The organism is Saccharothrix sp. ALI-22-I, from assembly GCF_001984175.1.
Classification (GTDB): Bacteria; Actinomycetota; Actinomycetes; order Mycobacteriales; family Pseudonocardiaceae; genus Actinosynnema.
The window spans coordinates 23,346-48,205 of sequence record NZ_MTQP01000034.1 but is presented as its reverse complement, the minus strand read 5'-3'; the positions used below and the strand labels follow the sequence as shown (position 1 = coordinate 48,205).

General features: G+C 70.6%; 13 protein-coding genes and 1 pseudogene. 4 read left to right on the top strand and 10 right to left on the bottom strand.

What is annotated here, in order from left to right; all coding sequences use genetic code 11:
- Positions 1 to 16 precede the first annotated feature (16 nt).
- From ALI22I_RS03370 to ALI22I_RS03360, 3 genes are all read right to left on the bottom strand, one after another.
- On the bottom strand, positions 17 to 946 hold the full coding sequence (locus ALI22I_RS03370) for a hydroxymethylglutaryl-CoA lyase (protein ID WP_077004078.1): 930 nt from the start codon (positions 944 to 946) through the stop codon (positions 17 to 19).
- Between the two features lies 1 nt (position 947).
- The gene (locus ALI22I_RS03365) at positions 948 to 2,624 is read right to left on the bottom strand and encodes an AMP-binding protein (RefSeq protein WP_077004077.1); all 1,677 of its coding nucleotides are present in this window, start codon (positions 2,622 to 2,624) and stop codon (positions 948 to 950) included.
- A gap of 66 nt (positions 2,625 to 2,690) precedes the next feature.
- Complete coding sequence (locus ALI22I_RS03360; protein ID WP_238598058.1) at positions 2,691 to 4,388, bottom strand: CocE/NonD family hydrolase; 1,698 nt, start codon at positions 4,386 to 4,388, stop codon at positions 2,691 to 2,693.
- A gap of 107 nt (positions 4,389 to 4,495) precedes the next feature.
- Between ALI22I_RS03360 and ALI22I_RS03355 the strand changes: the two genes are divergently transcribed.
- On the top strand, positions 4,496 to 5,095 hold the full coding sequence (locus ALI22I_RS03355; RefSeq protein ID WP_083751392.1) for a helix-turn-helix domain-containing protein: 600 nt from the start codon (positions 4,496 to 4,498) through the stop codon (positions 5,093 to 5,095).
- A gap of 151 nt (positions 5,096 to 5,246) precedes the next feature.
- On the opposite strand, the gene ALI22I_RS03350 is transcribed toward ALI22I_RS03355, so the two are convergent.
- Together ALI22I_RS03350 and ALI22I_RS03345 are read right to left on the bottom strand one after the other, a co-directional pair.
- Complete coding sequence (locus tag ALI22I_RS03350) at positions 5,247 to 6,008, bottom strand: MmyB family transcriptional regulator (protein WP_077004075.1); 762 nt, start codon at positions 6,006 to 6,008, stop codon at positions 5,247 to 5,249.
- Complete coding sequence (locus ALI22I_RS03345; protein WP_143531933.1) at positions 6,005 to 6,931, bottom strand: nuclear transport factor 2 family protein; 927 nt, start codon at positions 6,929 to 6,931, stop codon at positions 6,005 to 6,007. The genes ALI22I_RS03350 and ALI22I_RS03345 overlap by 4 nt, the downstream gene beginning before the upstream one ends.
- 535 nt (positions 6,932 to 7,466) lie before the next feature.
- Here ALI22I_RS03345 and ALI22I_RS52925 point away from each other — a divergent pair.
- Positions 7,467 to 8,366 carry a hypothetical protein gene (locus ALI22I_RS52925; RefSeq protein WP_238598064.1) on the top strand — a complete coding sequence of 300 codons (900 nt, stop codon included), beginning with the start codon at positions 7,467 to 7,469 and terminating at the stop codon, positions 8,364 to 8,366.
- A 136-nt stretch (positions 8,367 to 8,502) separates the two neighbouring features.
- On the opposite strand, the pseudogene ALI22I_RS52920 reads toward ALI22I_RS52925, so the two are convergent.
- Positions 8,503 to 8,745 (bottom strand): annotated as a pseudogene (locus ALI22I_RS52920) (transposase); the annotation flags it as partial.
- A gap of 291 nt (positions 8,746 to 9,036) precedes the next feature.
- On the opposite strand from ALI22I_RS52920, the gene ALI22I_RS03335 reads away from it, so the two are divergent.
- Together ALI22I_RS03335 and ALI22I_RS03330 are read left to right on the top strand one after the other, a co-directional pair.
- On the top strand, positions 9,037 to 10,470 hold the full coding sequence (locus ALI22I_RS03335; RefSeq protein ID WP_077004073.1) for an MFS transporter: 1,434 nt from the start codon (positions 9,037 to 9,039) through the stop codon (positions 10,468 to 10,470).
- Positions 10,471 to 10,541: 71 nt separating this feature from the next.
- The gene (locus ALI22I_RS03330) at positions 10,542 to 11,009 is read left to right on the top strand and encodes a peroxiredoxin (RefSeq protein ID WP_077004072.1); all 468 of its coding nucleotides are present in this window, start codon (positions 10,542 to 10,544) and stop codon (positions 11,007 to 11,009) included.
- Positions 11,010 to 11,063: 54 nt separating this feature from the next.
- On the opposite strand, the gene ALI22I_RS03325 is transcribed toward ALI22I_RS03330, so the two are convergent.
- Genes ALI22I_RS03325 through ALI22I_RS03310 form a run of 4 tightly spaced genes read right to left on the bottom strand, consistent with a single transcriptional unit; the run spans position 11,064 to position 24,853 of the window.
- Entirely contained in the window at positions 11,064 to 12,137 is a 1,074-nt protein-coding gene (locus ALI22I_RS03325; RefSeq protein ID WP_077004071.1) for an MDR family NADP-dependent oxidoreductase, read from the bottom strand.
- Positions 12,134 to 13,849 carry a phytoene desaturase family protein gene (locus ALI22I_RS03320; protein WP_202970637.1) on the bottom strand — a complete coding sequence of 572 codons (1,716 nt, stop codon included), beginning with the start codon at positions 13,847 to 13,849 and terminating at the stop codon, positions 12,134 to 12,136. The genes ALI22I_RS03325 and ALI22I_RS03320 overlap by 4 nt, the downstream gene beginning before the upstream one ends.
- A complete protein-coding gene (locus ALI22I_RS03315; protein WP_077004070.1) occupies positions 13,846 to 15,549 on the bottom strand; it encodes a phytoene desaturase family protein in 1,704 nt (567 codons plus the stop codon). The genes ALI22I_RS03320 and ALI22I_RS03315 overlap by 4 nt, the downstream gene beginning before the upstream one ends.
- On the bottom strand, positions 15,539 to 24,853 hold the full coding sequence (locus ALI22I_RS03310) for a non-ribosomal peptide synthetase/type I polyketide synthase (protein ID WP_238598057.1): 9,315 nt from the start codon (positions 24,851 to 24,853) through the stop codon (positions 15,539 to 15,541). The genes ALI22I_RS03315 and ALI22I_RS03310 overlap by 11 nt, the downstream gene beginning before the upstream one ends.
- Positions 24,854 to 24,860 lie beyond the last annotated feature (7 nt).

Sequence of the window (24,860 nt, the reverse complement as noted above, 5' to 3'; positions counted from 1 at the left end):
GTCGCGCGGGCTGTCGTCAACCGGCGAGGGCGGTAACGGTGCGGGACGGGCTGGGACGACCGAGCTTCTCGGCGAGCCAGACACTGGTGTCGACCATCTTCCGCAGGTCGACGCCGGTGTCGATGCCGAGGCCGTGCAACTGCCAGAGCAGGTCCTCGGTGGCGAGGTTCCCCGTGGCACTGCCCGCGTAGGGGCAGCCGCCCAAGCCGCCGGCGCTGGCGTCGATCGTGGTGACGCCGCGGCAGAGCGCGGCGAAGGTGTTGGCCAGGGCCTGGCCATAGGTGTCGTGGAAGTGCACGGCGATCGAGTCGACCGGGATTCCCGCGGCGATCAGGGCGTCGAGCACGGCGACGACCTGGCCCGGTGTCGCGACCCCGATGGTGTCGCCCAGGCTGAGTTCGGTGCAGCCCAGCGCCATCATCCGGGTGGCGACGTCGAGCACCCGCGGGACGGGAACGTCGCCTTCCCAAGGATCGCCGAAGCACATCGACAGATAGCCGCGCACCCGCAGGTCCGCCTCGCGGGCACGGGCCACCACCGGCGTGAACATCTCCAGCGACTCGTCCACCGTGCGGTTGAGGTTCCGCTTGGCGAAGGTCTCGGTAATGCTGCCGAACACCGCGATGTCGCGCACGCCCAGACCAAGAGCACGATCCAGGCCCCGCTCGTTGGGCACCAGTACCGGATACCGCACCCCCGGTGCCTGGGTGATCGCGGCGAGCAGGTCTTCGGCGTCGGCCAGCTGCGGCACCCACTCCGGGTGCACGAAGCCGGTCGTCTCGACCACGGTGTGCCCGGCGTCGACCAGCCGAGCGACGAACTCGGCCTTGACCTCGACCGGGAGCACGCCCGACTCGTTCTGCAACCCGTCGCGCGGTCCGACCTCGCAGATCGTCACCCGGGAGGGCAGCGGGAGCCCGCCGAGCGGAGTGATACCGAAGTCCATGTCAGGCGTTCCTGATCGCGGCGGCCTCGCCCAGGTCGAGGATCTGGACGGATTTGGCACGCATCTCGACCTTGCGGACCTTGCCGGTGACTGTCATCGGGAACTCGTCGACGACCAGGACGTAGCGCGGGATCTTGTAGTGCGCGAGCTTCCCGGCGGCGAAGGCCTTGAGGCTCCCGGCCGTCATCTCGCCGGCCCCGTCGCGCAGCTTGACCCAGGCGCAGAGCTCCTCGCCGTACTTGACGTCCGGGACGCCGACGACCTGGGCGTCAAGGATGTCGGGGTGGGTGTAGAGGAACTCCTCGATCTCCCGTGGGTAGATGTTCTCCCCGCCCCGGATGACCATGTCCTTGATCCGGCCGGTGATGTTGACGTACCCGTCGTCGTCCATCACCGCCAGGTCGCCGGTGTGCATCCACCGCGCGGCGTCGATCGCCTCGGCGGTCTTCTCCGGCTCGTTCCAGTACCCGAGCATCACCGAGTACCCGCGGGTGCACAGCTCCCCCGGCGTGCCGCGCGGCACGGTCAGCCCCGTGTCCGGGTCGACCAGCTTGATCTCCAGGTGTGGGTGCACCCGCCCGACGGTCGAGACGCGCAGTTCGAGGGAGTCGTCGGCGCGCGTCTGGGTGGAGACGGGGCTGGTCTCGGTCATGCCGTAGCAGATCGTGACCTCCTCCATACCCATCCGGGACACGACCTGCTTCATCACCTCGACCGGGCACGGCGACCCGGCCATGATCCCCGTCCGCAGGCTCGACAGGTCGTAGGACTCGAAGTCCGGGTGGTTGAGCTCGGCGATGAACATCGTCGGCACCCCGTACAGCGAGGTGCACCGCTCTTGCGCCACCGCCTCCAGGGTCGACTTCGGGTCGAAGCCCTCCGCCGGGATGACCATGGTGCAGCCGTGGGAGGTGCAGGCCAGGTTGCCCATCACCATGCCGAAGCAGTGGTAGAACGGCACCGTGATGCACACCCGGTCCTCCGGTGTGTAACCGCAGATGGCGCCGACGAAGTAGCCGTTGTTGAGGATGTTGTGGTGCGACAGGGTCGCACCTTTCGGGAAGCCCGTCGTCCCGGAGGTGTACTGGATGTTGATCGGGTCGTCCGGCGACAGCGCGGCCTGCGCCTGCGCCAGCCGCGCCGCGTCCCCGCCCCGACCGGCCTCCAGCAGCCCGTCCCACTCACCCGACCCGATCAGCACCACCGAGCGCAGCCGCGAGCAGTTCCCGCGGACCTCCTCGATCATCGCGGCGTAGTCCGACGTCTTGAACTCCCGTGCCGACACCAGCAGCGAGATCGCGGCCTGCTTGAGCACGTACTCCAGCTCGTGCGTCCGGTAGCTCGGGTTGATGTTGACCAGGATCGCGCCGATCTTCGCCGTCGCGTACTGCAACAGTGTCCACTCGGCCACGTTCGGCGCCCAGATACCGACCCGGTCGCCCTTGTCCACGCCGGCGTCGAGCAGACCCAGGGCGAGGATGTCGACGTCGGCGCGCAACTGCGCGTAGGTCCACCGCCGGCCCGTCGCGACTTCCACCAGGGCTTCACGTTCCGGGTCCGCGGCGACCGTGCGGTCGAAGTCGTCCCCTATGGTGTCTCCGAGCAACGGCACGTCGGAAGGGCCGGAGGCGTAGGACGGCCTCGCCGGCGCTGCAAGGGTGCGGTGGCTACTCGTCACGTCAGCTCCTCATCGCATCGGTGCCATTAAACGGTTGCAGACGGGCCGGGAGTGGTGCCACTCACGCTATTGGCCGCTCGTGAGGGCCGGGATCACCGGAAGCACGATGCGGGAGGGCCGGGTCGCGTCGTGGGCGATCTCCTGCCGGGCCGGCCGCGAGCGCGTTCCCTGGTCGATGGGCTCGCCGGTGTTCAAGTTCCGGTCCCATCGCGGGAAGTTGCTGGACGTGACGTGCACCCGGATGCGGTGACCGGCAAGGAACACGTAGCTGGTGGACCACAGATCGACGACCTGCTCGGTGAACTCCCCCGGCGCAGCCGTCGCACGCACGATCCCGTCGACGACGTTCCGCGAAACGCCCCGGGTGTCGACGTCACAGAGGCGGACGACCCAGTCGGTCGTCGGCGCGTCGGTCGCCGCGTGGATGAAGGCCTGGACGCGCCCGGTGACCTCCAGCTCCTCGACGAGTGGGTCGGTCGTGTAGACCAGCACGTCCGGTCGTGCTTCGACCGCTGCTTGGTTGAGCGGGCCGGGCGGGAACTCGTTCGACATCAGCAAGGCTCCGCCGGTAGTCGGCACCGGGTCGGCGGGGTCGTAGGTGTAGGTGTCGGTTCCTTCTTCGGACTCCGGGGCCTGGAAGGCGAGCCGGTCACCTGCGCGCAGGAACAGGTCCGTGTCGACGGCACGGGCGAGAGGCCACTCTTGCTCCTCTCGCCATTGGTTGACACCCATGACGAACAGCAGGACCGGCGGCAACCCCGACCGCGGTGCATCCGCGACGGCGGTGTCCTCGGCGTCCGGCGTGAGCCACCGGCTGAACCAGCCGAGTTCGAGGTCGGCGAGCCTGCCGCGAAAGCCCAGCAGCTCCGCGCTCGCGGCCATCCCGAAGTTGACCTCGCCGAGGTATCCCATTTGGCCGGTGTGGGACCACGGTCCCATGACCAGCGTCGCCGGGCGGCCGGCCGCCCGCATCGCGGTGAAGTTGTCGAGCGTGCCCTGGCAGAAGATGTCGTACCAGCCCCCGGTGTGCAAGCTCGGCAGATCAACCTCCGATTGCCGCCCGGCGACCCGGCAGGACGCGCTCCACTCCGGCTCGCGTCGCGACCGCTCGAAACCCAGCTCCCGGATGCCGTGCCGCTCGAAGACAGGGTGGCGACCGGCGGGCAGCTCCCAGTACGTGGTGTCCGCGACCGCGTCGAGGTCACCGACCAGCGCCATGAGCGACTGCCCCAGGGCCATCGGATCGCCGGCGTGCCGGCGCAGCAGGGTGTCGGCTCCCTGCATGAGCGACCACGGCACCGTGATGCCCAGCTCGCTCGCCCCACCGCGGGCGAAGAGCCCGTCGTCCGGCTCCGACCAGGTGACCATCGGCGCGATCGCCTTCAACTCCGGCGGCTTCGCGAGCGCGGCCATCCACTGGGTGTTGCCGAAGTAGCTGGCCCCGAACATCCCGACGGACCCGTTCGCCCCCGGGAGCGCGGCGGCCCAGCGGACCGTGTCGTAGCCGTCGTCCATCTCGAACGTCCACGGCTCCCACTCGCCGTCCGAGGCGAACCGGCCCCTCGTGTCCTGGACGATGACGATGAACCCGCGCCGTGCCTTGCCGACCGGATCCATCAGGCCGGCGAGCATCGGCATGTTCTTGCCGTAGGGAGGCCGGGCCAGCAGCACGGGCCACGGACCGCCCGTCGTGGGCCGGTACACATCCGCCCGCAGCACGACGCCGTCACGCATCGTGGCTGGCGCGTCGTGTTCGATCGTCACGTCAAGCACTGGTGGCCTCGTTCCTCACACCGATGGGAGCGACCGGACCCTGGCAGACCGGCGACACCCCGCGGCACACCCGAACGGGTGTACCGGCGCAAGCGCAGATGCGCTGTCGTCAGCCGCGACGACGAGGAGGTACCGGTGGACGACGTGGTTTCACCCGGAGGCGTCATGCGCCACGCGGCGGAGCGACCCTCGCCACCCTGTCGGAGACCACCGGCATCCCGATCAGCACGCTGTCGCGGTTGGAGTCCGGTCACCGCAAACCGGGCCTGGAGCTGCTGCTGCCATTGGCCAGGGCCTACCAAGTGCCGCTCGACCAACTCGTGGGCGCCCCAGCGAGTGGTGACCCGCGCGTGTACCCACGTCCGTTCGGCCACAACGGCATGACCGTCATCCCGTTGACCCGCAACCCGGGCGGGCTGCAGGTGCACAAGCAGATCCTCCCGGCCGGTTTGACCGACCACATGGAACCGGAGCCCCGCTCACACGAGGGTTACCACTGGCTGTACGTCCTCAATGGACGACTGCGAATAATCCTCGGCGAAGAGGACTTCGTGCTCACCGCCGGCGAGGTCGCCGAATTCGACACCCATCTCCCACACTGGTTCGGCAACGCCGACGCGCACTCCGTGGAGTTCCTGAGCATCCTCGGCCCCCAGGGCGAACGCTTCCACATCAAGGCCCACTACCGACGCGACTGACACACCGCCACACTCGAACAACGGTCGAGCGCACGGCGAACCGCCGGCCGATGCCCGCCCGCATCGCTCAGTTCGGGCAACGGTCGTCGCCCCGGCTCTGCCGCGTCTGCTCGTGGCTGCATCAAATCCAACATCCGAGTCCGAGAAGGACTCACCTCCGCAGAAGGGCATCGGCCGTCCGCGGGTCAGCCGGGTAGAACGCCTCGATAGTCAGCTCTGCCAGGACGACGTCCAGGGCGGTGCCGAACGTCGTGATGGTGCTGAGGAAGTTGAGCACCTGCTCGCCGTCGCGGATGCGGATGGGTAGGGCGATCTCGTGAACCGGGTCCGGCGACGTGCGGGTGGGACCGTACCCGGACAGTTCCTCGTGCAAGGCCGCCAGTTCGGGATCTCCCGTGAAGGCTGCCTCCCTTGCCAGGCGGTGGAGCAGGTGGTCGCGCACCTCGTCCAGGTTGGCCAGCCTTCTGGCCAGTCCGTCGGGGTGCAGGGTCAGGCGCAGGACGTTGATCGGCGGTTCGATCAGCTCCGGTGCGGCGCCTTCCAGGAACAGACCTGCCGCCTGGTTGGCCAGCAACAGGTTCCACTGTCGGTCCACGACCAGCGCCGGGTTCGGCTCGTGGCCGGCGAGAAACGCGTCCAGCACCGCTCGGGCCGGGCTCATCTGTGGATCGTCCAGTGAGCGCTCCGGGTGGACCGGGGCGTAACCCGCCGCCAGCAGCAGGTGGTTGCGTTCACGTAGTGGGACATCCAGGCGGTCGGCCAAGAGCAGGGTCATGGCGCGGCTCGGTTGGGCGCGGCCCGTCTCCAGGAAGCTCAGGTGCCGTGCCGAGATCTCCGCGTCGATGGCCAAGTCCAGCTGGCTCAACCGCCGCCGCTGCCGCCACTGGCGCAGCAGGTCCCCGAACGAGTTCACAGCATTCCGTACAGCTCCGCCACCTTGGCGGGGCCGGCTATCAGCGGCAACGTGTCGAACGACAGTGTCCAGCCGTTTCGGCGGTCGAACCGTTCGATGATGCCGAAGGTCGTCGGGGTTGGGCGCTCCGACGTCGTCACCGTGCCGTACCACTCCTGGTAGGTGGCCTCTCTGGTGCGAACGGTCTGGCCCGGTTTCATCTGCATGCTCTCGATCTTGCCGAACAGCCGTCGCAGGTACTCGGCCTTGCCGCCTGGGGTGCGCAGTTGGCCGTCGCCCAGGCCGGTGCCGGTCAGTGGGCCGGTGGAGGCGGCCAGCGCCGCGACGTCCCTGGTGTTCCAGGCCGCGGTCCTGGCCGCCAGGTCCCCCGGCCGGGGGACCTGGCCGGGGATCTGTTCGGCCGTGTCCCGTACTCCGGAGAACAAGTTCGGCAGCGTCGGGTCCAGTGGGCTGAACCAGGTGTGACGATCGTAGTAACGCCGGCCCTGGATCACCCGGCCGTCGTCGCCCAGCACCACTCGGTAGATCGCCGGGTAGCTGATGGTGGTGCCGCGGATCTCCACCTCGTTGTGCGCGCCGTACAGGACCACGTTGCCGTCCACCGAGATCCGCGTCGGGCGCATGCGGAACGACGGCAGCTTGGTCAGCGACGCCGCGATCGCGGTGCGGATTGCCTCCCTGCCCTGGATCACCGTGCCCGCGGCCTCCCAGAGGGTGGCGTGCTCGTCGAAGATCTCCTCCGCGTAGAAGTCGATCCGCTCCTGGCTGGTCGGCATCGTGCCGAACCTGGTCTGCCGGTCGATGAACGCCTGGGCGTTCGGCGAGTCGGCGCCCTCGACCACGGGTTCGGTCGGGGTGCCGGCGCCCAGCATCGCGGTGGCGCCGGCCAGCACACCCAGCACTGTCATAATTCGTTTCCGCACGCTTGCCACTCCTCGTCGGGGTCGGATGACGTGATCACCTTTCCCGGCTGGAGTAGTGCTGTCGATTACCTCTCAGGTAAGAGGTCACGCGGATCGGGGTGTTTGATCACCCGAGACGGAGCGCATGCACGGGCTTGGCGATCATGAAGTTGCCGAGGCTTCGCGATCACCAGGAGTACCCGTGCCTGCCCCTGCCACCATGGCTGACCAACTCCTTGTGGAACTGATTCGCCGCGTTGTCGCCCATGACGAACGGCGTTCTGGTCGTGCGTGCAGGACGACATCAAACCTGCTCTCGGGACACCCGAGCCTCCGGCGGGGGGCTCTGCCGGCCGACCTCGTGCACATGCTGATCTCCCGTGGCGGCCTCGACGAATCCGAGATAGCCGGGATGAGTACCCGTAGCCATCCAACGGGAACCCACGGCACCGTCACGGCTGTCGCCTGGTGTCGAGGAGGCCACAACCGTCCCGCATCACCCGATCGGGAACCCACGGCGATGGGAACAGCGCCGCGACCGGGTGGTGTCGAGCAGATGCTCGAACCGGTGGACCTGGAGGTGCGGGCCAGGCCCGACGCACCGGACGCGCTCGTCGCCTTCGGCCGCGCCTACTGGAACCTTGACGGCACGATGTTGTTCGGCGGTCCGCACTGGGCGGAGCAGGCCAAGGTTATCGCCGCCCGGTGCCGTGAGCGCCGCATCACCTCGCCGGCGCCGGCGTCGAGACCACGGCTCCCGCCCGGTACCGGTGCACCGCCTGCGACGGGCCGCTGGTGCTTGCCCCCGCAGCGCCCTGGCCGACGCGCTGGCCGGGCGGGCGGTGCGCTGCCGCATCTGCACTCTCGCGTTCGAACTCTCGGCCCGCCTGGTACTCGAAGCGGCCCGCACGGAGGGCGTCGCGCCACCCTGCTGCGGTGGTTCCCGATCAAGTGCACACCGCAGGACCCCGTTCCGGCCGCCGGCATCCGGCAGGAACTGCTCGTGCTGGGCATTCTGCGGCACGGTGCGAGTGACCGCGGCAGGCTGCTGCCGCTGGGACGCCAACCCGTCCCGGCGGCGCCGACGGGCCTGCTGCCCTCGTGGCTGTCACTGGCGCGGGAGAGCGGGCTGCTGCACGTGCACTCCGCAAGCACCCCCGACGCGTTCACCTGGCCATCCCATCGGACCGGGGTAGCCGGGCACTCCGCCGACGACCGGGGTCGTCCGCAGGTCGTCGACCCGCTGCTCATCGAGCATTACCTGCCCTATGGCCAGGACCCCGAACACGGCGCCGCGGTGGTGGAGCAGCACCTGACCCGCCGACTTTGCGACGCAGCCGCCGACGTGGACACCGGCTCCGACGACGAGCACCACCGCCGCGCCGGCGAGCTGCGCGCCGCCACGGTTCGACTGCTCGCCCACGAAAGGCCGCGAAAAGTTCCGGCGAACCCGTAGGGTCGCCGCCCCGCGCCGACCTACGAGGAGTCGTGTCCTGTTCGTTGCGGACGTGCATGCTGTCCACCGACGCACGCGACCAGTCGATCGCCCCGGCCGAAACGAGCAGATCCAGCAGCGTCCGGTGCAACCGGATGACGACGTCCGCTTGGACCCACTCGGTGAACCGGCGGTGCGCGGTCGGAGCGCTGACCCCGAACGACGTGGGCAGTGCAGACCAGGCGCACCCGGTCTGCAGCACGTACAGGATCGATGCCAGTACCGCGCGGTCGTCCAGGCGACGCCGGCCTCCGCCCTGGTGGCGTTGCGGCGCGTCGGGCAGCAACGGACGTACCAGCAGCCACAACGGCTCCGGGCACCACTTCTCCACATCGCTCATCGTTGATCAACGATATCGCCCGCCCGAGAACACCCAAATGAGATGCGGTCTTAGGAGCGGCAGACGGTCGACCGGGCACCGCGACGGGTGCGGTGGTGCCGAAGCGGTGCGGGGTGATGGTGTTGTCGTACTCGCCGGCACCGGCAACGATCGGAGGGTCGACCACCGCCCTCATCGCACCCTGAACCCCTAGCGGCACAACGGCTCTCCAGGTGTCGACGGGGCGGGACCAATCCGGATCGGGCGACCTTATGGACCGGCTGCCCTCCCAGGCCCCACGGAGACCTCCGCATGCCCAGCGCCCTGCGCGCCACCGGCCCGTCCACACCTCCCACCCCGGGTGCCGTCGTCGCGGTGCTCGCGCTGGGCGGCATCGTGGTCGCGCTGACGCAGACGATCGCGATTCCCCTGATTCCCCAACTGCCCCGACTGCTGCACGCCTCGCCATCGGATGCCACCTGGGTGGTCACCGCGACACTGCTCGCCGCCGCGGTCGCCACGCCTACGGTCGGGCGGCTCGGGGACATGTACGGCAAGCGCCGGATGCTGCTCGCCAGTCTGGTGCTGCTGGCGGCCGGGTCGGTGGTCGCCGCGCTCAGCGACAGCCTGGCCCCGATGGTGGTGGGAAGGGTGTTGCAGGGCTTGGCGGCGGGCGTCGTCCCGCTCGGGATCAGCATCATGCGGGACGTGCTGCCGGCCGAACGCCTCGGCCCGGCCATCGCCATGATGAGCGCGTCGCTGGGGGTGGGCGGCGCGCTGGGACTGCCCGCGGCGACCGTGCTGGCCGACCGCGCGGACTGGCGGCTGGTGTTCTGGATCTCCGGCGGTCTGGCCGTGCTCACGGTGGTGCTCGTGGTCTCGCTGGTGCCTGCGTCCGGCACCAGCGGCGGCGGGTTCTTCGACGTGGTCGGCGCGATCGGGCTGTCCACCGCGCTGGTCTGCCTGCTGTTGGCGGTGTCCGAAGGAGCCGAGTGGGGGTGGACGAGCGGCCTCACCACCGGCCTGTCCGGCGTCGCCGTCGTGATCCTCGTGGCATGGGGTTGGTGGGAGCTGCGCGTCGCGCGGCCGTTGGTCGACCTGCGCGTCGCGGCACGCCGCCAGGTCCTGCTGACCAACCTGGCCTCGGCCGTGCTGGGCTTCTCGATGTTCGCGATATCGCTGGCACTGCCCCAATTGCTGCAACTGCCCACCTCCACCGGCTACGGCCTGGGGCAGTCGATGACGGTCGTCGGCCTCGTCCTCGCACCGGCCGGGCTGCTCATGATGGCCGTGGCCCCGCTGTCCGCCCGCGTCTCGGCCGCCAAAGGCCCCGCGACGACCCTGGTGCTGGGTTCAGTCGTGGTCGCCGCCGGCTACCTCCTCGGCACGGTCCTGATGTCGGCCGTCTGGCACCTGTTGCTGGCCTCCAGCGTCATCGGCGCCGGTGTCGGACTGGCCTACGGCGCGATGCCCTCGCTGGTCATGGCCGCCGTGCCGCTGTCCGAGACGGCCGCCGGGAACAGCCTCAACTCGCTCGTGCGAGCCATCGGGACGTCCCTGTCCAGCGCGGTGACCGGCGTCGTTCTGTCGCGGATGAGCACGGTGTCCGGTTCGGTGGAACTCCTGTCGCAGGCCGGTTTCCGCGCGGTCATGGTGATGGGCGCGTGCGCCGCCCTGGCCGCCGCGGGCATCGCCTTGTTCCTGCGGACCTCGGCCCCGGTCCGCACTGGGTCAACGTCACGCTGAGTCCACTCAGGACTCTCGATGTCACTGCAATGGCGGGACTCGTTCCGTTTGCAGCGCAATAAGATCGAACCATGGACAAGGGTGATCTGGTTCCCGATTTCACGTTGCTGGACCACAAGGGGCAGGAGCGGTCGCTGGCGGAGTTCACCGCCACCGGCCCCGTGGTGGTCTTCTTCTACCCCGCCGCCATGACACCGGGCTGCACGATGGAGAGCTGCCACTTCCGCGACCTCGCGGCGGAGTTCGCCGAGCTGGGCGCCCAGCGGGTCGGCATCAGCGCCGACGCGGTCGACCGGCAGCGGGAGTTCGCCGAGGCCAACGGGTTCGACTACCCGCTGCTGTCCGATCCGGACGGTGTCGTGGCCGCGGTGTTCGGTGTGCGGCGGAAGGTGCCGCTGCCGGGCCCGCTCTCGGCCCTGCGGACCCGGCGCTGGACGTTCGTCATCGGCGCGGACCGGCGGGTGCTGGAGGTCGTCAAGAGCGAGACCCGGATGGAGGTGCACGCCGATCTGGCCCTGGAGGCGCTGCGCTCCGCATGAGCCGAGGTGCCCGGTGGCGTCGGCCACCGGGCACCTCGCCCGACCTCGGGTCCGCTACAGCTCGACCAGCACCTTGCCCCGCTTCGCCGTGCGGTTGACGAACAGGCTGCGATAGGCGTCCGGGATCGTGTCGATCCCGTGGTGGACGGTGTGGTCGTAGACCACCTCACCCGACGCCACCAGCGCGCCGAACCGGTGCTCCAGATCCTTCACGCAGGCCGGGTCCTCCAGCCACTCCAACGAGAAAATGCCGCGGACGGTGGCCCTGGGCCGCATGAGCATCGGCAGCAGCCGCGGCCCCTCCTGCGGGCCGCCCGCTTGGCTCTCGAACTGGGCGCACACCGCGATCTCGCAGCCCACCGCCAGCAGGCCGAACACCTCGTCGGTGAGGACGCCGCCCAGGGTGTCGAGGTAGCGGTCCACGCCGTTCGGGAACGCCTCGGACAGCCGGGCGCGCACCTTCTCGGCCGGGTCACCGGGCCGATACACGATCACCTCGTCGAAACCGAGGTCCCGCAGATGGTCCGCCTTCTCCGGGTAGCCGGTAGTGCCGACCACCCGGCCGCCCGCGCGCCGCGCCAACTGCCCGGCCACCGAGCCGATCGCCCCGCTCGCACCGCTGATCAGCACGTTGTCACCGGGCCGCACGTGCAGCACCTTGGTCATCGCGCCCCACGCGGTCATACCCGGACCGCCGAGCGCGCTGATCGCGGTGTACAGCGGCAGGGTGTTGCCGTACAGCTCCGGGTCGAGCGCGCGGAATCCCGGGAACACCAGCGGCGCCGCGCTGCCGACGTGCCAGGTGGACGCCCACGGCTGCGGGCCGCCCGAGCTGACCACGTGGCTGCGCCACCCGCCGAACCCCTGCACGAGGTCGCCGGGGCGGTGCGCGGCGTCGGGACCGGCTTCCAGCACCCGCATCACCGAGTCGGCGCCCATGTGCTCGCCGAGGGGCGTGTCCAGCGCCAGCCCCTGCTGGTACGGGTCGACCGACACGTACAGGGTCTCCAGCAGCATCTCGTCCGGCGCGAGGCGGACATCGACGTCCTCGACGACCTTCTCGTAGATGCGGTCCACGTCGGGCAGGCCCGGCAGGTGTTCCCGGACAACCCACTTCTCGATCTTCATACCCGGCTCCCCGACTGCGGTTCCAGTGTTCGACTCGCCACCCCGGCCGGCGACGGACCCACCGGGATGACGACGTGGGTCGGCGGCGGTGCGGTCTCGTCGACGTGCGCGGTGAACGGGATGCCGTCGTCCCGGCAGACGAACTGCATGACCTGGCGGCCCGCCGCGGCGGCGCGGATGAGGCCGCCGGTAGTCGCCCACACGCCCGACTGGTAGAAGTCGCGCAGCCCCGGCAGACCGGGCCCGTACTTCTTCACCAGCACCTCCAACGTCTCGCCGCTGTCGACGAACGGCTGCCACCCCAGCACCGTGCCGTCGTAGTTGCCGGTGTACCTGACCTGGGTGAGCGGGGTCGACAGGTCCCGCGCCACCACCGAGTCCGTGATGCCGGGGTAGCGCTTCTCCAGGTAGCGCATCAGGGCCAGCCTGGTCTTGCGCTTGGTCGCGTAGTAGTCGCGGCCGTGCCGGACCGGCAGCGTGTGCAACACCTCGCCGCCCCGCCTGCGGGTCACCTGCTCGGGGAAGTCGTCCACCGCGCGCCACGGTGCGATGTCGGCGAAGTAGGTCATGTAGACCACGGTGGTGCCCTCGGGCGACAGCTCGGGGTAGTGCCTGCTGCGGAACTGGATGTTGATGCTGGCGTCGCGGATGCCGACGAGGTCGGCCTTCTCCTCGTCCGTCAGCAGGTGCGTCGTGCACGGGTCACCTTCGGGCACCGGCCGGTTCAGACCGAGGAACAGGCACACGTAGCCGGGGAACACCATGCCCGGCTTCTCGATGGTCTCGGTGTAGAGCTGCCGGTACTCGTCGGTGAGGTATTCACCCTTCAGGAACTTCATCATCGTGGTGTGACCGTCGGCCGCCGACACCACGATGTCGGCGCGGAACTCCTGGCCGTCGTCCAGCCGCACGCCCGCCGCCCGGCCGTCCTCGACGATGATCTCCTCGACCTTGGCGTTGTAGCTGACCTTCCCGCCCAACCTCAGATAGCGCTGCTCGATGGACTTGGCCAACCCGAGCGACCCGCCCTCCGGGACGCCGGCGGACTGGTTGGCGTGCGAGGCGAGCTGGAAGTAGAACGGCAGCACCGGGAACGCGGAGTGCTTCTCGTACAGCACGTAGTTGAACGCCTCGCGCAGCAGCGGGTCGCGGAACCGCGCCGAGTAGTCCGTCATCAGGGTGCTGATCGACTTGCGGACGACGTTGAAGTACGGGATGAAGGAGGCGAGCATCTTCATCCGCTCCACGGTGCCCATCAGGCCCACCGGCTTGAGGAACGGGTACACCGCGAGGGCGCGGCGGAACTTGCGCAGTCCGCCGCAGAAGTCGCGGATCAGCTTGGCGTCGGCCGGCGAGATGTCGAGCAGGTGCGCTTCGAGCCGGTCGGGATCGGAGTAGAAGTACACCGAGCGCCCGTCCCTGCCGCGCACGATGTTGAACACGTCGAAGTGGCGCATCTGCTTGCCCTGCAACGCGCCCAGCTCCAGCCAGATCTGGTGCATCTCGTTGCCGGGGCCGTTGCCGAGCAGCCAGCTGACGCAGCAGTCGAAGGTGAACTCGCCGCGGTCCCAGGCGGTGCAGCACCCGCCGGGGATCTCGTGCATCTCGAAGATCCGGCTCTCGTACCCGTTCATCTGGGCGTAGCACCCGGCGGAGAGCCCGCCGAGGCCGGCACCGATGACGATCATCGCCTTGCGTCGCTCGCCGGTCATGTCCGTGACGTCCTCGCTGTCGGTCGGGCGGCCCGGGGGCGCTCGGTCCAGTTGTCCAGTTGGGGCATTTCGCCGAGCTTTCCGGCGTGCCACGGCTCGGTCCCGCCGCTCTCCTGCGCGCGGAACGGCACGCCGAGCTCGCGGCACAGGTACTGCACGGCGAACCGGCCCGACGCCGCCGCCTTGATCAGGCTGCCGCCGCCGACCCAGTGCCCGGCCAGGTGGAAGCCCGCCAGACCGGGCAGCGCCAACCGGTCCTTGGCGATCAGGTCGTCGAGCAGGTCGTCCGCCTTGGGCGACTTCCAGGCCAGGATCGCGCCCCGGTGGTTGCCGGTGTAGCGCTCGGTGGTCGCCGGCGTGGCCACCTGGACCAGCTCGATCCGCTCGTCGATGCCGGGGAAGCGGCGTTCCAGGAACTCCCTGATGAACGCGACCGGCTCCCGCTTGAGGTCCCAGTAGGCCCTCCGGTCGGCCTTGCGCAGCCCCTTCCAGGTGTCGAAGTCGCTGAAGTAGTTGCAGTGGATCAGCGACCGGCCCTCGGGCGCGAGCCCCGCCATCACCCGCGACCGCAGGTGCACCACCAGGCTCTTCTGGAGGGCGCCGGGCAGCCGCGCGGCGTCCTCGTCGGACAGCAGGTAGGTGGTGCTGGCCGGTTCGTCCGCGCCGACGTCGCCGCGGAAGCCGACGAACACCGACACCAGCGCCGGGTACAGCTGCTCCGGGTCCGGCAGCACCTCGTTGAGCAGGGTGTCCAGCCTCGGGTTGGTGTACTCGCCGCCCAGCAGCTTGGACACGGTGGTCAACCCGTCGCAGGCGGCCACCACGTGGTCGGCGTAGTGCCGTTCGCCGTTGCGCAGCTCCACGCCGACCGCGCGCCCGTCCTCGACGAGCACGCGGGCGACCTTGGCCCGGAAGTCGATGCGCCCGCCCAGGCCCGCGTAGCGCTCCTCGATCGAGCGGGCCAGTCCGAGCGACCCGCCCTGCGGCACACCCACGTTGCCCTTGTGCGCCTGGGACATCGTGTAGTGGTACGGCAGCATGGCGAAGTTCTTCGGGTCCTGGAAGAACATGTTGCGGAACGCCGTGGCCAGGAACGGGTCGCTCAGGCTGTCGGCGAAGTCGGCCATCTGGGTGCCGCCGGTGCGCCAGAAAAGCCGGAACGCGGGCAGCACCTTGCCGAGCATCCTCAGCTTGTCCCGCCACGGCATCAGCGGCGGCGGGGTGAGGAACGGGTGGATGTCCACCCGGCCGAAGCGGCGCAGGTCCGCGCAGAACGCCCGGATCTTCGCCGAGTCGGCGGGCGAGCACGCCTCCAGTTCCGCCTGCAACAGGTCGGGATCGGTGTGGAAGGTGACCGAGCGGCCGTCCTCGGCGACGACCCGGTTGAACTCGGTGAACGTGGTGACCGTCTTGCCGTCCAGCGCGCCGAGTTCCCGCCAGACCTGGTTGGCCTCGTTGTCGGGCGCGGTGCCGTTGAGCCAGTCGATGCAGTAGTCGAGCAGGTAGCCCTCGCGGGCCCACGCCGTGCAGCAACCGCCGGGCAGCACGTGCGACTCGAAGATCCGCGTCTCCAGGCCGCTCATCTGGCCGTAGCAGCCGACCGCCATGCCGGCCACGCCGGCGCCGATCACGATGACCCTGGGTTTGACGTCGGGTGTGCGGGTGCGCCGCTCCCAGACGACCCTGGCGTTACGCGACATCGCGGACGCCTCCCGCCTGGAGGACCGCGCGCAGCAGGTCGGCGTTGCGGGTCAGGTGCTCCCCGTCCAGCATCTCCGCGTGCGCGCCGGATCCGGCCAGCACGGTGGTGCCCGCACCGGAGGCGCCGTGCCACGTGCCGTGCGCGGACGCGGCGTAGAACTCGGCCTTGTGCTCGTCGGAGATCACCGTGACCGGCCCGGACACCGTGCCCAGGTTCGGGGTGGCGCTGGAGTAGTGCAAGTACTCGCGGGCCTGCCGCATGGTCTCCTCGGCCACGGTGGCCGAGCCGGTGTGCCGGCCCAGGTGCTCGGCCAGTTCGTGCTCGAACTCCGCCACGTGCTCCTCGGCCAAGGTGAACCGCTCCGGAATCCGGTACGAGTCCATGATCACCACGTGCGCCGCGACGTGCCCGCGCCGTTCCAGCTCCTTGGCCACCTCGAAGGCGAGGTTGCCGCCGAGCGAGTAGCCGAACAGGCGGTACGGGCCCTGCGGTTGCAACGACTCCACGAGGTCGGCGTACTCGGCCACCTTGCCGTCGCCGGAGACGTAGTTGAACGCGGCGAGGCGGTACTCGGTCAGGTGCGCGGCCAGCAGCCGGTAGACCAGGCCGTGCCCGCCCGCCGGCGGGAAGCAGAACAGCGTCGGCTCCCGGTCGGGGTTGAACACCAGGTACGGCTTGGCCCCGGCGATCTGCCCGGTGACGATGTGCTCGACCGTCTTGGCCATGCCGCGCAGGGTGGTCACCCGGAACAGCAGGCTCACCGGGATGGTGATGGCGAACTCGGTCTGGAGGTGGTGGATCAGCTCGATCAGCGTGATCGAGCTGCCGCCGGACTCGAAGAAGTCCTGTTCCAGGCCGACCCGGTCCACCGCCAGCAGGGACTGCCAGTGCTTCGCGGTACGCACCTCGTACAGCGTGACCGGGGGCTCGTACCCGATGTCGTCCACCGCGGTGGGCAGCGGCAGCGCGTCCACGTCGACCTTGCCGTTGGGGGTCAGCGGCAGTTCCGGCACCGCGACGAGGTGGGCCGGGATCATGAACGTGGGCAGGTACTCGCCCAGGTGGGCGCGCAACGCCCGGCCGTCGAAATCGGCGCCCGCGGTCGGGACGCAGTAGGCGAACAGTGTGTCCTCGCCGCGCGCGTCGGGGCGCACCAGCACCACCGCCTGCGCCACGCCGGGCCACCGGGTCAGCTGTGTCTCCACCTCGCCGACCTCGACGCGGTGGCCGCGCACCTTCACCTGGCCGTCCGCCCGGCCCAGCAGTTCGACCACGCCGTTCGCGGTCCAGCGGGCGAGGTCGCCGGTCCGGTACAGCCGGACCTCCCTGCCGTCCAGGTCACGGGTGGCGAAGCGGTGCGCCGTCTGCTCGGGGTCACCGATGTAGCCACTGGCGACGCCGTCGCCGCCGATCCAGAGTTCGCCGACGACGCCCTGCGGCACCGGCTCGCCCCGCTCGTCGAGCAGGTACAGCGCGGAGTTGGGCAACGGCCGCCCGATCGGCACCACCCGGCCGGGTTCCAGGTCGTCGACCGGTCCTTCGAAGTAGGCGCTGTCGATGGTGGCCTCGGTGAGGCCGTAGGAGTTGACCACCCTGGTGTCCGGGCCGCACAGGCCCTTGAGCCGCCGGTACTCCTCGACCTTCCACACGTCGGAGCCGACGACCAGCAGCCGCATGAAGTCGAGCCTCGCCCCGGTGCGCTCGCAGTGGCTCATCAGGCCGCGCACGATCGCGGGGACGAACTCGGCGCTGTCGACGCCCTCGGCCACCATCGTGTCGTACAGGCGTGCGGTGTTGAACAGGAGGTCGCGCGTCACCAGCACGAGCGTGCCGCCCGAGCACAGCGCCCGGACCAGGTCGCCGGTGAACACGTCGAAGGCGAAGCCCGCCATCTGGAGGTGCACCCGCGCGTCGGTGTCGAGCCGGTACTCCTGCCGCCAGGCGGCGAAGGCGGACGCGAGGTTGCGGTGCCCGACGCGGACGGCCTTCGGCGTGCCGGTGGAACCGGAGGTGTAGATGACGTAGGCGGGGCTGTCCGGGTCGACAGGCCCCAGGTCCTCGTCACCTACGGTCGCGTCGGACGCCAGGTCGGCCACGTCGGTGACCGGCGCGGAGAGCCCGGCCAGCCGGTCGCGGGTGCGCGCGTCGGCCACCAGGAGGGTGGTGCCCGCCGTGCGGACCATGTGCTCCAGGCGCTCGGTCGGGTAGTCGGGGTCCAAGGGCAGGTAGGCGCCGCCCGCCTTGAGCACGGCGAGGAGGGTGACCACCAGTTCGGCCGACTTCTCCAGGCACAACGCCACCACGGCGCCGTCCCGCACGCCACGCGCACGCAGCACGTGGGCCATGATCGTGGCACGCCGCTCCAGGTCGGCGTAGGTGAGCCGGTCGGCGCCCGAGTCCGCGGGCGTGACGACGGCGACGGCGTCCGGGGTGGCCTCCGCAGCCGAGGCGATCAGGGTCGTCACCGGCACGTCGGCGGGTGCGGTGCGCGCCGCGCCGCTCCACTCGTCCAGGATCTCGGCGCGCTCGGCCGGCCGGAGCAGGGCAAGCCCGCCGGTGGACGTGTCGGCGGACGCGCTGGTGAGGCTGTCGAGCAAGGTCACGTAGTGGCCGGCCATCCGGCTCACCGTCTCGGCGAAGAACAGGTCGGTGTTGTACTTGAACGCGCAGTGGAAGCGCTGGTCCGCCTCGTCCTCGTAGACCGAGAGCGTCAGGTCGAACTGGCCCTCCTCCTCGGGCAGCTCGATGTACTCCAGGCGGTAGCCGTACTTCTCGGTGGACACCTTGTGCGCCAGCAGGATGAACATCGCCTGGAACACCGCCGACCGGCTCGGGTCGTGGCGCAGCCCCAGTTCCTCCACCAGCAGGACGAACGGGTACTCCTGGTTGTCCAGTCCGTTGAGGACGGTCGAGCGGACCTGGGCGAGCAGGCTGCCGATGTCGGGCGCACCGGACAGGTCGGCCCGCAGCGGCAGCGGGTTGACGAAGTAGCCGTAGACCGAGCCGAAGTCCTTCTCGGTGCGGCCGGTCACCGGGCTGCCGACGATGATGTCGTCCTGCCCGGAGTAGCGGTTGAGCAGCAGGTAGTACGCGGCCAGCAGCACCACGAACACGGTGACGTCGTGCTCGCGGGCCAGCTGGTGCACCCGTGCGCTGAGGTGGGTGTCCAGGACGAAGAACTCCGACGCGCCGTTGTCGGTCTGCACGACCGGCCGCGGCTTGTCGGTCGGCAGGTTCAGCACCGGGGTGTGCTCGGGCAGGTGCCCGCGCCAGTACTCCAGCATCCGGCCGGCATCGGGACTGGCCAGGAACCTGTTCTGCCAGTTGAGGAAGTCCAGGTACTGCGCGGTCGGCTCGGGCAGCTCCACCGCCTCACCGCGGCGCAGGCCCTCGTAGACCGACAGCAGCTCCTCGATGAAGGTGAACGTGGAGATGGCGTCGGAGACGATGTGGTGCACCGCCTTCATGATCACCCAGCGGTCGGGTCCCCGGCGGAAGAGCCGGAAGCGCACCAGCGGGTCGTGTTCCAGGTCGTACGGCTTGCGGTACTCGGCGATGATCATCCGGTAGATCTCGTCCCAGTCGCGGTCCGCCACGTCGAACAGGGCGACGTCGGCCTCCACCGACGCCGAGATCTGCTGGACCGCCTGCCCCTTCTCCATGGTGAAGTTCGCGCGCAGCAACGGGTGGCGGGCGATGAGCGTGCGCACCGCGTCGAACATCAGCTCGGGGTCCAGCTCGGCGGCCACCTCGACCGCGCCGCCGATGTTGTAGGCGAAGCCGTCGGGGTTGAGCTGCTTGAGGAACCACAGGGCCTTCTGGTTCTGCGTCAACGGGAACCGGTGCGCGTCGGTGAACACCTCCACCGCGGTCTCCTCGCGGTCGCCGGTGGCGGCGTGCGCGATCAGACCGGCGTGCACCTGGTCGACGAGTTCGGCCACCGGCGTGCCGCTGAGCAGGGCGACCACCGGCAGGCTGACCCGCAGTTCGGTGGTGATCCTGGCCCGCAGCTCCATCGCCAGCAGGGAGTCCAGGCCGGCCGCGGTCAGCCCGGAGGACGGCTCGACCTGCTCGGCGGGCACCCTCAGGACGCCGGCCACGATGCCGGTGAACCGCTCGGCCACCAGTGCCCGCCGGGTCGCGGCGTCGGCGGCGCGGAACGTGTCCAGGAAACTGCCCGACTCGGCCGGAGCGGCATCCGCTGCGGCTGTGGCGAGCGCGCTGACCAGCGGCGGCGTTGTGCCGTACCAGGAGAGGAAGACCGACCAGTCGGCGACCGTCGCCACCAGCAGCTGGGCATCGTCCTGGCCGATCACCCGCTCCAGCGCGGCCATCCCCGCTTCCGGTGACAGCGAGCTCATCCCCCGGCTGACCCGGTAGTGCTCCACCAGGCCCAGCTCCTCGATCATGCCGGTGGCCCACGGCCCCCAGTCGACGCTGAGCGCGGGCAACCCCCGTGCCCGACGGTGGTGCGCCAGCGCGTCCAGGAACGCGTTGCCGGCGGCGTAGTTGGTCTGCCCGGCGGTGGTCAGCAGCGACGCGATCGAGGCGAACAGCACGAAGTGGTCGAGGGGTTCGTCGCGCAGGTGGTGGTGCAGCAGGTAGGCGCCGACGACCTTGGGGTCGTGCACGGCGTCGAAGCCCGCGCGGTCCATCGCCGGGACGAGGGTGTCCCGGACGTGGCCGGCGAGGTGGAACACGCCGCGGATCGGCTGGGCGTGGTCGCGGCGGTAGTCCGCCAACCACGTGACGAGCGACCGTTCGTCGGTGATGTCCACTGGCGCGAGGATCACCTGCGCGCCCAGGGCCTCCAGGTCCCGGACGAACCGCACCGCCTGGCCGACCGGGGTGTCCCGGTCGATCATGCTCCACCAGGCCCGTTCGGGCAGCCTGGTGCGGCCGACCAGGATCAGCCTGCGCGCCCCTCGCGCGGCCAGCGTCCGGCAGAGCAGCCGGCCGAGCGCGCCGAACGCGCCGGTGACCAGGTAGCTGCCGTCCGGGCGCAGGCGCAGCGGCAGCGGCTGGGTCAGCTCGGGTGAGGCCGGGACCAGCCTGCTGGTGTGCCGGTCGGCGCCGCGCAGGGCGATCTCGTCGACCACGCCGACGCCCTCGACCTCCGCGTCGAACGGCGCCAGCACCTCGCGCAGCAACGCGTCGACCTCGGCGCGGCGGGCGTCGGGTCCGACCGGGCCGGTGGGGTCCAGGTCGATCAGCTTGCCTCGGTGCGCGGTCAGCTCCTGGTGCCACAGCACCCGGCCGATCCCCCACGCCCGTGCGCCCAACGGTCGCACCGGGTCGTTCTCGGCCACCGCCTGCGCGCCCCGGGTGACCACGTGCATCCGGCCGGTCAGCTCACCGGCGAGCAGCGCCTGCGCGAGGACGACCAGCGAGTACGCGCCCTGGCCGGTGCCGCGGTCGAGGTCGGCGCGGGACAGGCCGTCCAGGTCCGGCAGGTCCAGGTTCCACAGGTGCACCACGCCCTCGAACTGCGTGCCGTGCTCGTCGGCGAGGTCCGCGGCCAGTCTGGAGAGGTCCCCGGACTCCCCCGCCGTCACCGTGGACTCCCACCGGCCGCGCCGGTAACCGAGTCCGGGGCGCACCAGGTAGCAGTGCCTGCCGGTGGCGCGCAACGCCGCCGCGAGTTCGTCCGCGACACCGCCGGAGTCGGCCAGCAGCAGCCAGCGGCCCTCGGCCCGCGCGGGTTCGGGTGCGGGCGGGCACACCGGCCAGGTGACCTTGGCCAGCCAGCTGTCGATGGTGGCCCGGCCGACCGCCGTGGCGGCCTTCTCCACGTCGGCGGCGCGGAATCCGCGCACGTAACCGAGCGGGACTCCGTCGGCCGTGTAAACCCGGATGTCGCCGACCAGGTCACCGCCGTCGCGATCGGTGATCACGGCGTGCGCCCACAGTTCCTGGTCGCCCACCGGGTCGAGCCGGATCTCCTCGATCGACAGCGGCAACCGGATACCCGCGCCCGGTGCCGGTGGCGCGGCCAGCAACGGGGTGAGCAGGGTCTGGAAGCAGGAGTCGAGCAGCACCGGGTGCACGTGGTGCCCGGACGCGTCGATGCCCGCAGTGGGTCGGATGCGGGCCAGCGCCTCGCCCTCGGACACCCACACCTCGGCGATGCCCTGGAACGCCGGGCCGTAGTGGTAACCCAGCCCGGCCAGCTCGGTGTAGCAGTCGGGGCCCACGACGAGGCGTTCGGCCCTGCCGCGGATGGCGTCGACGTCCAGCGGGGCCACCGGTCCCCCGCGCTGCCCGGCGCGCACCACGCCCGCCGCGTGCACCACACGTTCCTGCGCGCCTTCGGTTACCGACGCGATGGTGAACCCGGCGTTCTCGCCGGAGAACGACAGCCGCACCAGCCTGGACTCGGTGTCGGACACGAACAGCGCCTTGCGTAGTTCGAGGTCGGCGATGGCGGCCGACGCACCGCCGGTCAGCACGCGCACGGCCTGGGCGGCCATCTCCACGTACCCGGCAGCGGGGAACAGCGCGTTGCCCTCGATGCGGTGGTCGTCCAGGTACGGCAGGTCCTCGACGTCGAGCCGGGCCTCCCAGGTGGGCTCGGTGCCCTCGACGCGCCGGCCCAGCAGCGGGTGGTCGCGGTGGCCGAGGCGGATCTGCTCGACCGGCGCGGGCTCCACCCAGTACCGGTCGCGCCGCCACGGGTAGCGCGGCAACGGCACCGGGGACCCGGCGGGCTGGAGCACCGCCCAGTCCAGCGGGACACCGAGGGTGTGCAGCTCCGCCAGGGAGCGGTTCAGCCGGGCGGGCTCGTCCTCCAGCCGGCGGATCGACGGCACGGCACGGCCCTCGACGCCGTGCGCGGCCAGGCACTCGGCGATGGAGTGCGCGAGCACCGGGTGCGGGCCGATCTCCAGGAACAGCCGGTGGCCGTCGGCGGCGATGGCGTCCACGGCGGCCCGGAAGCGCACGCGGTCGCGCACGTTGTCCCACCAGTACCCGCCGTCCAGTTCCGGCCCGCGGGCGCGGCCCTCCCGTCCGGTGAGGTACAGCGGCACCGCGACCGGCTGGGGACGCAGCCCGGACAGGGCGGTGACCAGCTCGTCCTTGATCGCCTCCATCCGGGCGCTGTGGTACGGCACCCGGACGGTGAGGAACTTGGCGAACACGCCGGCCGCGGTCAACGCGTCGCGCACCTCGCCGAGGGCGTCCTCGTCGCCGGCCAGCGTCACCGAGGTCGGGGAGTTGACGGCGGCGACGGACACGCGGTCGCCGTAGGGCAGCACGCGGGCGCTCGCCTCGTCCTCGGTCAGGCCGACGGCGAGCATCGTGCCGGTGCCGACCAGCTTCTGCTGGAGGCGGCTGCGTTGCAGGACCACGTCGACCGCATCGGCCAGCGAGTACACGCCTGCCTCGTAGAACGCGGCGATCTCGCCGGTGCTGTGGCCGACGATGGCGGCCGGGCGCACGCCCCGCGCGCGCCACACCGCCGCCAGGGCGATCTGCACCGCGAAGTTGGCGGGCTGGGCGAGCCAGGTCTCCCCCATCGCGGAATCGGCCTCGTCGGCGGCCATCAGCTCGATCAGCGACCAACCGGCCTGCTTGCGGATCTCCGCGTCGACCCGTTCGACCACCTCGCGATACGCCGGCTCGGCCATCATGCCGCGCCCCATCCCCCACCACTGCGGCCCCATGCCGGTGAACACCCACACCGGGTTGCGCGGTTCGGCGGGCGCCTGGTTCTCGATCACGTCGGGGTGCGCGTCACCCTGCTCGCGGGCGGCCAGCGCCGCGTCCAGGTCCTCGGCGGTGGAGTAGGCGATCGCCAACCGGTGCTCGTGGTGCTGGCGGCGGTGCGCCAGGGTGTGCGCGACGTCGGCGACCGAGGCGCCCGCGGCCAGCTCGCGGCGGATGCCGACGGCCAACTCGCCCAGCGCGCCAGGGTCGCGGGCGGACAGCGGCAGCACGGTCCGCGCCGGGATCACGACCGGCTCGGACTCGGATCGCGACGCGCGCGGCGGCGCCTCTTCGAGCAGGACGTGTGCGTTGGTGCCGCCGAAGCCGAAGGAGTTCACGCCCGCGCGGGCCGGCCTCTCGTGCTCGGGCCACGGCACGACCTCGGTGGGGATCTCGTAGGGCAGCGCGTCCAGGTCGATCTCGGGGTTGACCCGGTCGAGGTTGATGTGCGGCGGGATGACCCGGTGCTTGAGCGCCAGCGTCGTCTTGATCAGGCCCGCGATGCCCGCGGCGGACTCGGTGTGGCCGATGTTGGTCTTGACCGAGCCCACGTAGCAGCGGGCGCCGGGGGCACGTCCCTCGGCCAGTGCCCGGCCGAGAGCGTTGGCCTCGATCGGGTCGCCGACCGGGGTGGACGTGCCGTGCGCCTCCACGTACTGGAGGTCGCCGGGGGTGATGCCCGCCTCCGCGCAGACCCGCTTGATCAGCCGGACCTGGGCGTCGGCGCTGGGCACGGTGATGCCGTTGGTGCGGCCGTCCTGGTTGACGCCGGTGCCGATGATCACTGCGTGGATCGGGTCGCCGTCGCGCTCGGCGTCGGCGAGGCGCTTGATGGCGACCATGCCCACGCCCTCGGCGCGCACGTACCCGTTGGCGGCGGCGTCGAAGGTCCGCGAGCGCCCCTCCGGGGACAGGAACCCGCCCTTGGTCTCGGCGATCGTGTACTGCGGGGTGAGGTGCAGCAGCGTGCCGCCCGCCAGTGCGAGACCGGTCTCGCCGCGCAGCAGGCTCTGGCACGCCAGGTGCACCGCCACCAGCGACGAGCTGCACGCCGTGTCGATGGAGACGCTGGGGCCGCGCAGGTCGAAGCAGTACGAGATCCGGTTCGACACCATCGTCATCATCGTGCCGGTGGCGGTGTGCGCGGCCAGGGTCTGGAAGCCCAGGTCGGCGAACTGGAGGATCTTGTAGTCGAGGGTGAACGCGCCGACGAACACCCCGACGTCCGTGCCCGCCAGCTCACCCGGCCGCTGTCCGCCGTCCTCCAGCGCCTCCCACGCGACCTCCAGGAGTTTGCGCTGCTGGGGGTCCATGTACTCGGCCTCGCGCGGGCTGATGCCGAAGAACGCGGGGTCGAACTCGTCGAAGCCGTCGATGTAGCCCCCGCGACCGCCGACCAGCCTGCCGGGCTTGGCCTTGTCACGGCTGCCGAGGGTGCCCACGTCGTAGCGGTCCGCCGGCGTTTCGGTGATGCAGTCCTTGCCGTCGATGAGGTTCTGCCAGAACGTGCGGTAGTCGGACGCGCCACCGGGCAGCCGGCAGCCGATGCCGACTATCGCCAGCCGGTTGTCCTGAGGTGACATGCTTGCGGACATGCTTTTG

What these genes read in the sequence shown, in the direction of transcription:
- ALI22I_RS03315 (WP_077004070.1), bottom strand. Translation starts at nt 15,549, where the DNA reads ATGTCGCGTAACGCCAGGGTCGTCTGGGAGCGGCGCACCCGCACACCC.
- ALI22I_RS03320 (WP_202970637.1), bottom strand. Translation starts at nt 13,849, where the DNA reads ATGACCGGCGAGCGACGCAAGGCGATGATCGTCATCGGTGCCGGCCTC.
- ALI22I_RS03355 (WP_083751392.1), top strand. Translation starts at nt 4,496, where the DNA reads ATGCGCTGTCGTCAGCCGCGACGACGAGGAGGTACCGGTGGACGACGT.
- ALI22I_RS03370 (WP_077004078.1), bottom strand. Translation starts at nt 946, where the DNA reads ATGGACTTCGGTATCACTCCGCTCGGCGGGCTCCCGCTGCCCTCCCGG.
- ALI22I_RS03325 (WP_077004071.1), bottom strand. Translation starts at nt 12,137, where the DNA reads ATGAAGATCGAGAAGTGGGTTGTCCGGGAACACCTGCCGGGCCTGCCC.
- ALI22I_RS03330 (WP_077004072.1), top strand. Translation starts at nt 10,542, where the DNA reads ATGGACAAGGGTGATCTGGTTCCCGATTTCACGTTGCTGGACCACAAG.
- ALI22I_RS52925 (WP_238598064.1), top strand. Translation starts at nt 7,467, where the DNA reads ATGCTCGAACCGGTGGACCTGGAGGTGCGGGCCAGGCCCGACGCACCG.
- ALI22I_RS03335 (WP_077004073.1), top strand. Translation starts at nt 9,037, where the DNA reads ATGCCCAGCGCCCTGCGCGCCACCGGCCCGTCCACACCTCCCACCCCG.
- ALI22I_RS03310 (WP_238598057.1), bottom strand. Translation starts at nt 24,853, where the DNA reads ATGTCCGCAAGCATGTCACCTCAGGACAACCGGCTGGCGATAGTCGGC.